Annotated in this window: 10 protein-coding genes; all 10 read left to right on the forward strand. The window is 55.7% G+C overall.

Going from position 1 to position 11,058, the window contains the following annotated elements; translation table 11 throughout:
* Nucleotides 1-59: 59 nt before the first annotated feature.
* Nucleotides 60-908: a GNAT family N-acetyltransferase gene (locus AC097N_RS02220; protein WP_479579088.1), complete on the forward strand. Its 849-nt coding sequence runs from the start codon at nt 60-62 to the stop codon at nt 906-908.
* Entirely contained in the window at nt 905-1,918 is a 1,014-nt protein-coding gene (locus AC097N_RS02225) for a M14 family zinc carboxypeptidase (RefSeq protein WP_479579089.1), read from the forward strand. Before AC097N_RS02220 ends, AC097N_RS02225 begins: the two co-directional genes overlap by 4 nt.
* Complete coding sequence (locus AC097N_RS02230) at nt 1,919-2,713, forward strand: alpha/beta fold hydrolase (RefSeq protein WP_479579090.1); 795 nt, start codon at nt 1,919-1,921, stop codon at nt 2,711-2,713.
* The gene (locus AC097N_RS02235) at nt 2,710-4,215 is read left to right on the forward strand and encodes a CYTH and CHAD domain-containing protein (RefSeq protein WP_479579091.1); all 1,506 of its coding nucleotides are present in this window, start codon (nt 2,710-2,712) and stop codon (nt 4,213-4,215) included. The genes AC097N_RS02230 and AC097N_RS02235 overlap by 4 nt, the downstream gene beginning before the upstream one ends.
* Before the next feature lie 68 nt (nt 4,216-4,283).
* A complete protein-coding gene (locus tag AC097N_RS02240; RefSeq protein ID WP_479579092.1) occupies nt 4,284-4,514 on the forward strand; it encodes a hypothetical protein in 231 nt (76 codons plus the stop codon).
* A gap of 87 nt (nt 4,515-4,601) precedes the next feature.
* The gene (locus AC097N_RS02245; protein WP_479579093.1) at nt 4,602-5,615 is read left to right on the forward strand and encodes a transporter; all 1,014 of its coding nucleotides are present in this window, start codon (nt 4,602-4,604) and stop codon (nt 5,613-5,615) included.
* 228 nt (nt 5,616-5,843) lie between these two features.
* Nucleotides 5,844-7,280, forward strand: a complete 1,437-nt coding sequence (locus AC097N_RS02250) for a methyl-accepting chemotaxis protein (RefSeq protein ID WP_479579094.1) — start codon at nt 5,844-5,846, stop codon at nt 7,278-7,280.
* 211 nt (nt 7,281-7,491) lie between these two features.
* Nucleotides 7,492-8,355, forward strand: a complete 864-nt coding sequence (locus AC097N_RS02255) for a UDP-2,3-diacylglucosamine diphosphatase (RefSeq protein ID WP_479579095.1) — start codon at nt 7,492-7,494, stop codon at nt 8,353-8,355.
* A 98-nt stretch (nt 8,356-8,453) separates the two neighbouring features.
* The gene (ppk1, locus tag AC097N_RS02260; RefSeq protein ID WP_479579096.1) at nt 8,454-10,556 is read left to right on the forward strand and encodes a polyphosphate kinase 1; all 2,103 of its coding nucleotides are present in this window, start codon (nt 8,454-8,456) and stop codon (nt 10,554-10,556) included.
* A 1-nt stretch (nt 10,557) separates the two neighbouring features.
* Complete coding sequence (locus AC097N_RS02265) at nt 10,558-11,019, forward strand: SixA phosphatase family protein (RefSeq protein ID WP_479579097.1); 462 nt, start codon at nt 10,558-10,560, stop codon at nt 11,017-11,019.
* The last annotated feature ends 39 nt before the right edge of the window (nt 11,020-11,058 follow it).

An 11,058-nucleotide genomic window follows, 5' to 3' on the forward strand; every position in this document is an offset into this window, starting at 1 on the left:
CATCGAGGGGTCACGAAGGCTTGCGACCATACCTGTCACGAACACCAAGGAGAATAAATATGAAAGAGTTGCCCAACCCGACCTTTGCCTTGTCTCCGCTGTCTCTGCCCAAGGGCTGGCTCCAACGCGCCAAGCCCGTGGTCATTGAAACGCGAGCGCCTGTCCCGGGCCCGTTGGAGCGCGGCGCGCTCGTGGTGTCTTGGGCCAAAAACAACGATGAGGTCCGCCAGGCCCAGCGCTTGCGATACAAGGTCTTTGCCGAGGAAATGGGTGCCCGGCTCAATACCACCCTGCCAGGCCATGATATTGACTTGTTTGATAACTACTGCGAGCACTTGCTGGTGCGTGACGAGATCACGCAGGAAGTAGTCGGAACCTACCGACTGTTGACCCCCGTGCAAGCCAAACGTGTGGGCAGCACCTACAGCGATCTCGAATTCGACCTGACCCGCCTGCGCAACCTGCGCGATCGCATGGTCGAACTCGGGCGCAGCTGTGTACACCCGGACTACCGCCATGGTGGTGTGATCATGGCTTTGTGGGGCGCATTGGCCGAGTTCATGGTGCGCAACAAACTCGACACCATGATCGGTTGCGCGAGCATCCCGATGCTGCACAACGGCATGGTCAGTGGCGATGTCGCGGCCAGCATCTGGCAGCAACTCCAGAGTACACACCTGGCTCCGATTGAGCACCATGTGCGCCCGCGCTTGCCATTGCCGGTAGAGCGGCTTGACAGCAGCCTGGTGGTGGAGCCGCCAGCCCTGATCAAAGGTTACCTGCGGCTGGGTGCCAAGGTGTTGGGTGCGCCAGCCTGGGACCCGGATTTCAACAGCGCTGATCTGCCCATGATGATGCGCATCAATGATTTGCCTTTGCGCTACCGCAAACACTTTCTGGGTACGTGACCCTGCCTAAACTGCCCGAGTTGGTTGCGCTGGAGCGCATCATCGAGTTGGGCGCGGGCGGGCTTGATGTCCGGGTGGCCTGTGAGGTCACCATGCCGGGCGGGGACTCCTACCCTGTTCATGTGATCACGCTTGGCAACCCCGCACTTGATGTGCCTGCGGTGGGCTATTTTGGTGGCGTTCATGGTCTTGAACGCATTGGTGCCGGGGTCGTCATTGCCTATCTGCAAAGCCTGGTGATGCGGCTGCAGTGGGACAGCACCTTGCATAAGCAGCTGGAATCGGTACGGCTGGTGTTCATGCCCATTGTCAATCCCGGTGGCATGAGCCTGGGCACACGAGCCAATCCGCATGGTGTGGACCTGATGCGCAATGCCCCTGTCGAGGCGCGCGACCCGGTTCCCTTTCTGGTCGGAGGGCAGCGCATCAGTTCCGGATTGCCGTGGTACCGGGGGCCCAAGGCCAAGCCGATGGAAATAGAAAACCAGGCGGTCTGCGATGTGGTGAGCGCTGAACTGCTGTCACGCGGCTTCAGTATGTCGGTGGACTGCCACTCCGGCTTTGGCTCCCGGGACCGCATCTGGTTTCCGTATGCCCACACGCGCGCCCCGATTGCCCATCTGGCGGAGATGCATGCGCTCAAAAGTATTTTTGTAGAGTCCAACAGCCACCATCGTTACATCATCGAACCCCAAAGTCTGCAGTACCTGGCCCACGGCGACCTGTGGGATCATTTGTACAAACAGTCGTGTGAGCAGGCGAACCGCGTTTTCCTGCCCCTGACGCTGGAGATGGGCTCCTGGCTTTGGGTCAAAAAGAACCCCCGGCAGCTGTTCTCGCGTCACGGTATTTTCAATCCCTTGATTGAACATCGGCAGCAGCGGGTGCTGCGCCAACACCAGTTGCTGCTTGATTTCTTATCACGTGCAGCTTGCGGGCATGACCTTTGGTTACCGGGCCATGAGCGACGTGTCCAGCATCATGCCCAAGCGCTGCAGGACTGGTATTAAATGGCTGGCAAGATTGCTGACTTGACGCCTGAGGCTCGCACATGGATTTTTCTGCGCGGCCTGGCGCGCGAAAGCGGGCATTGGGGCAGTTTTATTCATCAGTTTCAGGCTGCTGCGCCCGGCTGTCGCGTGATTGCCTTGGACTTGCCGGGCAATGGCGCTTTGAATCATCTCGGTAGCCCCCTGGACGTCAAGGAGATAGTGGCCCATTGCCGGGCACAGCTGGCGTCGCGCAACCTGGCACCGCCGTATCACTTGCTGGCCATGTCGTTGGGGGGCATGGTGGCCGTGGCTTGGGGGCAGGCATACCCGCATGAGGTGGCGGTTCAGGTGCTCATCAACACCAGCATGCGGCCTTTCAGCCCGTTTTATCAGCGCTTGCGGCCCGCGAACTATCTGACAGTGTTGAAGTTGATTGTTTTTGGTGGATCGCCAGAAAGTTGGGAGCGAGCGATTTTGCACATGACCAGCAACCGCGCAGGCGAAGAAGTCTTGCCGCACTGGCTGGCACTTCGTCGTGCCAGCCCCGTGTCGCGTGCCAACGCAGTCCGCCAATTGGTGGCAGCCGCACGCTTTTCAGCGTCTCTGGAAAAACCTGGAATTCAAACGCTCTTGATCGCCAGTGAGCAGGATCATCTGGTGTCGGTTGAATGCTCCAAAGCTCTGGCCCGTCATTGGCATTGTGCCGTGCACCTGCACGCCAGCGCCGGGCACGATCTGCCGCTGGACGACGGACCTTGGGTGGCTGAGCAAGTGCGAGAATGGTTCATTGTGCGAAAGGATTTCAATTCATGAAGTCAGATCCCCGAATTCCCCATTCAGAAGAAATAGAACTCAAGCTGGCGTTGATTGACCCGGATCTTTCGAGATTGGCTAAACAATTGGCTCGTTCTCCGGTGTTGGCACGCCGAAAGCCTGCGCACAAGCAGTTGCACAACGTTTATTACGACACGCCGGATGAGCAGTTACGCCAGGAACGGGTTGCCTTGCGTGTGCGACGGGTGGGCACCGTTGAAAGCCCCCAGTGGTTGCAGGCACTCAAAATGGGCGCGCGCGCGGACTCCGCTTTGAGCCAACGAGGGGAGTGGGAGGTGCCTTTGGCCAGCGCCAAGCTGTCTTTGAAAGCCCTGAAGGCCTCGCCCTGGTCAAGTATTGATCCTGAGGGCACTGTGTTTCAGGCGCTGCGCCCCAGTTTTTTGACCAACTTTGACAGGACCATTTGGTTGATTCGCCGGCGTGACGGCAGTGTGGTCGAGGTGGCGCTGGATATTGGGGAGGTCGTCGCCGGTGACAAGCGCGCACCCATCTGTGAACTGGAACTGGAGTTGTTGGCAGGTGCTCCTGCTGCTTTGTTTGACATTGCACGTCAGATTGCGAAAACTGTTGCTGTTCTTCCTGCCACGATGAGCAAAGCCCAGCGTGGTTTTTCGTTGGCAGACGGTACGCTCATGGCGCCACTGCTTGCGCAGCCCCAGCCGCTAACCCGCAAGATGCCGGTGGTGGAGGCGGTGCAGCGTGTTTTGCGTGAAATGTTCAGTCAGTTCACGGCGAACCTGAATGCGATTCGTTCTTCCGATGACCCGGAGCTGGTGCATCAGGCGCGCGTTGGCTGGCGACGTTTCAGGAGCGCCTTGCGGCTTTGCCGACCGGTGCTTGCACCCGACGTCATACCGTCGTGGCAGGCGCTTGAGCCACTGCTGACCTTTTTGGGCGAGTTACGTGACCTTGATGTCGCGTGTACCGAAACCCTCCCACCGTTGGCGCAGGCCTACATGGCTGGTGACCCCCGACGCATTGAGGCGTGGGAGGCCATGGTTCAGGCGCTGACACAAGCGGCGAGTCTCCGGCGTAAATCAGTGCGCTATGCCCTTCAGGACCCGGCGGTCGGTGTCGCACTCTTGTCGATCACGCAATGGCTGGAAGAACTGTCGGTCGAAACCGTGGCTGGTGTTGTTGCCGTCGGGCAGGATATGTCCCTGCGCCATTGGGCGCGGCAACGCATTGCAAGATTGCACGCCCGGCTGAAGGATTCGCGCATCAACGACGGCACGCTTGAGAGTCAGCATCGCGTTCGAATTTTTGCCAAACGCATCCGCTACGGCATTGAGGTTGTCAAACCACTGTTGACCAGGCATCAAGCGCAGCATTGGTATAAACAGGCCGCAAACTTGCAGGCGAGCATGGGGTCGGCACGAGACGTCTTGCAAGCCGCCTCACTGGTCGCAAAGCTGGAAGGCGATCGTGGATTGATCGAATTTTTACGGGGTTGCGCAGTCGGACAAAGGTACCAGAAATAGGTTTGCCCTTGGTGTTTTGCGCGACGAGATGACTACATTGAGTGGATGGTTTCAAACAGGAGTTTTTCATGTCCAGACACCTCGATAACTTGAGTAGATTGTTGTCGAAACTTCGTGATCGGTATGGCGAACAGGATCCCACTGTTCTGGAACTGAAGTCCGAGTTTGAGGCCTTGCAAGTCATGGATTCAGTCGTGATTCAAACTCGCATGCCTTTTGGCGAGCGTCGTCGTGACAAATCGACGGCAAAATTTTGGACTGCTGCGTGTCGCAGCGACGCGCAAGTCAAAAGGCCGTGATTTAACCCGCGGTCTTCAGAACGATTTTGTCATTGAATTGACACACGGGGCGGCGATGATGAGAAGTTGAAATCAACTCGAACCCCCTTGCCTCCTTTGACTGGATTGACTTACGGCGCAGATTCCGCCGGCTTGATTTGTGGTTTCCGTTTTGACGCCGACGGGCGTGGCTTGGCGGTTGATTCAGTGCAAGCACTTTCCTGGTTATCGAGCACGTCGGCAGGTGATGGTTTCGTGTGGCTCCATTTCAATCTGGCTCACGCTACAACTGAAAAATGGTTGCGTGAGAATGTCACACTTTCTGACGTCTTTCACGAGGCGCTGCTTGAGGGGTCCAGGTCGACCCGCGTAGAGCTGGACGACGACACGCTGGTGGCTGTCGTCAATGATGTTCACTACGACTTCGCCTTTGAACCGTCTGATATCTCCACTCTCTGGCTCTCAGTCAGCTCGAGATTGGTGGTCAGTGTCAGGCTTCAACCGCTACGGTCCATTGATCGTTTGCGTGACGCGGTGCGACGGGGCACAACTTTGCGGTCAACCGTCGATTTGCTGGTTCACTTGATGCACGACCAAGGCGACGTGTTGGTCAATATTGTTCGTGACGCTACCGGGCGTGTTGACGACTTTGAAGATCAACTGCTTGCCGGTCGACTGGAAAAGCGTCGAGCTGATCTGGGGTCCTTGCGCCGGCTCCTGGTACGACTGCAGCGCCTTCTGGCGCCTGAACCAGCGGCGTTGTTTCGCCTCCTCCAAAAGCCACCGGCCTGGGTCTGCGATGAAGACCTGCAGGATCTCCGTCAGTCGACCGAGGAATTCAACGTCGCACTGCGTGATATGGCAGCGCTTCAAGAGCGCATCAAATTGCTACAGGAAGAAATTGCAGGCAGTGTTGCAGAGCAAAACAACCGAAGCCTCTTTGTGTTGACCGTTGTCACGGTTTTGGCACTCCCGATCAATATCATCGCCGGGCTTTTTGGGATGAACGTGGGTGGTATACCTTTGGCTGAAAACCAGGCTGGTTTCTGGATTGTGGTGGCAATCATCGTCACCTTTACCGTCGTGGCGGGCTGGATTGCACTTCGAAAGAATCGAGACTAGGACGATATGAATATATCCATTGCACTCGCGCGTCTACAGCCGCGTGGCTCACTGCTTTTAGACCGTCAGTCACCTGTATCTGATACTCGCTTAGCCATCCCGCCCCGTTTGTCCCGATCTTTTTCGCGCAGAATATGGACTGTACTGTCTTGTGTCTTGCTGTTTGTTCTTGCGGGGTCAGCGCTAGGCGTTTCGTCACTGCTACGCGTGTCCGGTGAGACAAGGAATTTGGTCGACCAAACCATGTCAGCGGAGCGATTGGCAGGTGAACTGCATCGCCATTTGGCTATCAATGTTGCTCGAGCCAAAGCATTTGCGTTGAGTTCTGAGCCGCAGGTCGGTGATGTGCTTACCCCGGAAATCAACTCAACTGCGCTTGCAGTGGAAGGCGTGATCGTCAAACTGGGCTCCGCTTTGGTGACTGACGAAGACCGCGCAAGATTCATTCGCGTGAAGAATGCGAATATTGAATTCGGCAAGGCACGGATGGAGCTGACGGTCGCCCGCGATAGCGGCTTGACCACGACGATTGACCGCGTGTATGCCACGCGATTCACCCCGTCAGCGCAAGCCTTGATGGCAGCTGTCACTGAGTTGGGCGATTCACAGCGAGCGAGGATTGGCGCTTCTGTCACGCGCATTGATGATGTCAGCCGGTCCGCGTGCCTGGGCCTCGTTTTATTTGGCTTGTGTGCTGTGCTGGCGGGGGGCTTGTTGTCTCTCTGGCTTGTGCGTGCGATTACGCGGCCGATAGAGGTTGCCGTTGCCACCGCCAGCCGGGTGGCGGAACTGGATCTTTCTGAGCCTATTCATGGGCACGATCGGGATGAAGGTGGACGTCTGCTGACTGCGTTGAGCCAAATGCAAATGTCATTGCATTCACTGGTGGTGCAGGTGCAGGACACTAGCAGAAGTGTGGCCGCTGGTGTTTCGGAAATTGTGACGGGAAACCTGGACGTCGCCAATCGAACCGAGCTCACCGCCTCATCCTTGCAGCAGACAGCTACCTCGGTCGATCAAATTGCTACAACCATGAACCAGTCCCTGATGGCTGCATCCAGTGCCGAAGTCTTGGCTCAATCAGCTGCCATACAAGCGGCAGGCGGCAGCAAAGTTATGTCGGAGGTCATGCAAACGATGGATGATATTGGCACGTCGTCACGACAAATCGTGGAGATAACGGGAGTGATCGATGGAATTGCCTTCCAGACCAACATTCTTGCGCTGAACGCGGCGGTCGAGGCGGCGCGCGCCGGAGATCAAGGCAGGGGTTTTGCTGTGGTGGCGGCTGAGGTACGGTCCTTGGCAAACCGTTCAGCCGTGGCTTCAAGGCAAATCAAGTCTTTGATTAGTCTTTCCGCTGAAAACGTGGCACTGGGGAGCATCAAGGCCATTCAGGCTCGCGACGCCATGAGTGCAATTGTCAATTCGGTCCAGCGCGTCACATACGCCATTGAAGAAATAGCAGAGGGAACGCGTGGCCAAAGCGCGGGTATGGCGAGCATCAACGAAGCTGTGGCCAGACTCGAATTGATGACCCAGCAAAACGCGGCGTTCGTGGAGGAGTCTGCTGCGGCAGCGCAGAGACTGCAGGAACAGGCCGATGATTTGCGTGATTTGGCTGGGCAGTTCAGACTGCCGGGTGGCCGCCCCCAATATTCGTAAGTGCCAGCTTGCTGTTTGGGTCATTTGATTGAGATTTTTGGTTCTTTTCTTTTCCGGGGTCACGAAAGTGCCATTGAACTGCCACTGAGCGGTCATGAAAGGTTGCGACGATTCAGCAACCGATCCAGAGGAGACAAATGAAAAAAATGCCCAGTCTGACTATTGCACTTACAGCGCCATTTCATGTTGGCCTTAACGCTTTGGGAGCGCGATGCGTTTGAATTTTGACTTCACGGGTTCATTGGGAGGTGGGAGCCTCAGTGGTGAGCGACCTACCCATGACGATGACGCCGTCGGCAGACGCTACCGAGCTATTTTCATCTCGGATTTGCATTTGGGAACGCCTGGGTGCCAGGCTGGCGCGCTGCTGGACTTCATGAAGGCGCACCCAAGCGATTACCTCTACCTGGTCGGTGACATTGTGGACGGCTGGCAGCTGCGTCGTCGCTGGTTTTGGCCCCAGTCCCACAATGATGTGGTACAAAAACTGCTGCGCAGTGCTCGCAAAGGCTGTAAGGTTATTTATGTGCCCGGCAACCACGACGAGTTTGCGCGTGGCTTCATTGGTCATCAATTTGGTGGCATCGAAGTCGTCGAAGATGCTGTTCATCTCACTGCAGATGGCCGCAGCTTGTGGGTCACGCATGGTGATTATTTCGACGGTGTCATCCAGTGCGCGAAGTGGCTGGCTTACTTGGGTGACAACATGTATGAATTCACGCTGAAACTAAATCGGCACCTCAATCATTGGCGCGCCCGCTTGGGTATGCCGTATTGGTCGCTTTCTGCGTACCTTAAACAAAAGGTCAAAACGGCTTTGAATTATGTTACGGACTTCGAGATCGCTGTGGCGAATGAAGCCAGGCGCCGTGGTCACCATGGGGTGGTTTGTGGTCACATTCACCGGGCTGAAATGCGGGACATTCAGGGCACGCTTTACTGCAATGACGGGGACTGGGTTGAGAGTCGAACCGCATTGGTCGAGCATGTGGACGGTCGCCTTGAACTGGTGCATTGGTCGCCTGTGCCGGAACAACGGGGTCAAGGTGCGAAAGTGGGTGCTTTGGTCATCTAATCGGACTATTGTGACGATCGTATGACATTTGTCACAATATCGTCATTGTGTGCATCAACAATCGGTCATCTATTTGAAACATCAAGACGCACAACAGCATGCCTTCATTACTTCGTCAATCGAAATTGACACTGAGATCTTCAGGCGTTGCACTCCTTGATCGTGACCATAGTATTCTTGCTTTCAATGAGCGGGTTCTGGATTGGGCCTATCGGGAAGATGTGCCCCTGCTGGAGCGTCTTCGTTACCTGTGTATTGTTTCGTCCAATCTGGACGAGTTCTTTGAGGTGCGGGCAGAACCGCATCTGGTTGCCAATCAACGGGAAGATGAGGCGGGGGCGTTTTCTGTAGACTCATTTCATAAACTTGCTGTTGCCGCACACACCTTGGTGGCACGCCAGTATGCGTTGTACAACGATGCATTGATCCCCGCACTTGAACGTCAAGACATCAAGATCGTCTCTCATGGTGATCGCAATGACGTGCAGCGACGCTGGGTCAAACAATATTTTGAACGGGAGGTTCGCCCACTGCTTATCCCTGTGGGACTTGATCCTTCGCACCCGTTTCCGCAGGTGGCCAACAAGTCGCTGAATTTCATCGTTCGGCTTGGGGGTCTCGACGCTTTTGGTCGTGCCAATGATATTGCGATTGTGAAGGTTCCCCGAGTTCTGCCGCGCATGATCCGCATGCCAGAAAAAGTCAGCGGAACCGCCAATTTCTTTGTGTCTTTGTCCAGCGTCATTCGTGCGCATCTGGCCGAGCTATTTCCGGGACGGGATGTGGGTCAGTTTTCGCAGTTTCGTGTAACTCGGCACTCGGACCTGGCCGTGGATGAAGATGATGTCAAAAACCTGCGAACGGCATTACGTCAGGGCCTGGAGCATCGAAATTTTGGACAGGCTGTGCGGCTTGAAGTGTCGGCGGGTTGTTCTGAGCATCTGTCCAATTTTCTGCTTAAACAATTTGATTTGCCACTGCCGTCCCTCTACCGCGTTCCTGGGCCGGTCAATCTGGTCCGATTGACCCAGTTGATTGATTTGGTGCACGCGCCACAGCTTTGTTTTCCGTCCTATAAAGCGTGTTATCCGACGCAACTGGTTCCTGGGGCATCTTTTTTTGAGCGGCTGAAACAAGGCGATGTCTTGATCCATCAGCCATTTGAAAGTTTTGGTTGTGTGCTGGACTTCTTGAGGGAGGCCGTCAACGACCCAGATGTGCTGGCAATCAAGCAGACGATTTATCGCACAGGCAGCGACTCCGGGCTCATGGATCTGCTGCGCGAAGGTGTACGGCGCGGAAAAGAAGTGACCGTCGTCGTTGAGCTGAAAGCCCGCTTTGATGAAGAAGCCAATATCAACTGGTCGGAAATGCTGGAGTCCATCGGGGCTCAGGTTCTCTATGGTGTGGTGGGGCTTAAAACTCACGCCAAGATGATGCTTATCACGCGCCGTGAAGGTAAGCAGTTAAAACGCTACGCGCACCTTTCGACAGGCAATTACAACCCGCGTACAGCTCGTCTGTATACGGATTGGAGCCATCTGACGGCCGATCCCCTGCTGACTGCGGATGTGGAAAATGTATTCGTTCATTTGGCCAGCCACAGCCGTTTGCCAAAACTGAACAAGATACTGCTGGCACCTTTTTATCTTCATCCCAAGTTGATCGAAAAAATCAATGAGATGGCGGATGCGGCCTCGACTGGTGGCACGGGCCGCATCGTGGCCAAAATGAATGCCCTGACCGACGAAGCGCTCATTCATGCCCTGATCCGTGCTGGGCAAAAGGGCGTCAAGATTGATCTCATTGTTCGCGGGGCCTGCATGTTGCCTGCCCAGATGCCTGGCATTACAGACAACATCCGGGTTTGCTCAGTTATTGGCCGCTTCCTGGAGCATTCGCGTGTTTTCTACTTTCGTCGCAATGAGGTAGAAGAATTGTATCTTTCAAGTGCAGACTGGATGAACCGCAACATGATGCGTCGGGTGGAGCTTGCCTGGCCGGTCACAGATCCTGTTCAACGTCAGCGCATTGTTGATGAGTGCCTGGTCGCCTATCTGCATGATGGCGTGGATGCTTGGGATCTATTGCCGGATGGTACTTATGCCCGTGTCACAACTCATGGCCGTCGGTTGCCGTATAGCGCACAAAATGCTTTGATGGCACGATATGGCTGTCAATCTGACGGAAGGGGTGATTGATATGGATCTCATCTTGTGGCGGCATGCCGAGGCACAGGAGTGGGAAGAAGGTTGTGACGATATGGCACGAGTGCTGACCTCGCGTGGTGACAAGCAGGCGGCTCGCATGGCGAGTTGGCTTGACCGCCAGTTACCTGAAGGTACGCGTATTTTTGCCAGCCCCTCGCGCCGTACCGAGCAGACTGCCCTTGCACTTGGCCGCAAATACAAGGTAAGGCAGGAACTCGCCCCAAATGGCAGTGTTGACGAGTTGCTCCAATTGGTTCAATGGCCGAATGCCAAAGGAACGGTGCTTGTCATAGGCCACCAGCCAACACTGGGGCAGACGATTGCTCAATTGTTGGGTTTGACGGCCACAGAGTGTTCTGTCAAAAAGGGGGCCATTTGGTGGCTGCGTAACCGGGAGCGTGAAGCTTTGAACCAGACGGTGGTGGTTGCCGTGCAGTCACCAGAGGTGCTCTAGCGACTAATCAATTGCAGTCGTACCAATACTGCTGAGGGC

It is taken from the genome of Rhodoferax sp. LS1R11, assembly GCF_056521395.1.

Coding starts and splice junctions, on each gene's coding strand:
- ppk1 (WP_479579096.1), top strand. CDS start 8,454: ATGCCTTCATTACTTCGTCAATCGAAATTGACACTGAGATCTTCAGGC.
- AC097N_RS02230 (WP_479579090.1), top strand. CDS start 1,919: ATGGCTGGCAAGATTGCTGACTTGACGCCTGAGGCTCGCACATGGATT.
- AC097N_RS02255 (WP_479579095.1), top strand. CDS start 7,492: ATGCGTTTGAATTTTGACTTCACGGGTTCATTGGGAGGTGGGAGCCTC.
- AC097N_RS02240 (WP_479579092.1), top strand. CDS start 4,284: ATGTCCAGACACCTCGATAACTTGAGTAGATTGTTGTCGAAACTTCGT.
- AC097N_RS02265 (WP_479579097.1), top strand. CDS start 10,558: ATGGATCTCATCTTGTGGCGGCATGCCGAGGCACAGGAGTGGGAAGAA.
- AC097N_RS02235 (WP_479579091.1), top strand. CDS start 2,710: ATGAAGTCAGATCCCCGAATTCCCCATTCAGAAGAAATAGAACTCAAG.
- AC097N_RS02220 (WP_479579088.1), top strand. CDS start 60: ATGAAAGAGTTGCCCAACCCGACCTTTGCCTTGTCTCCGCTGTCTCTG.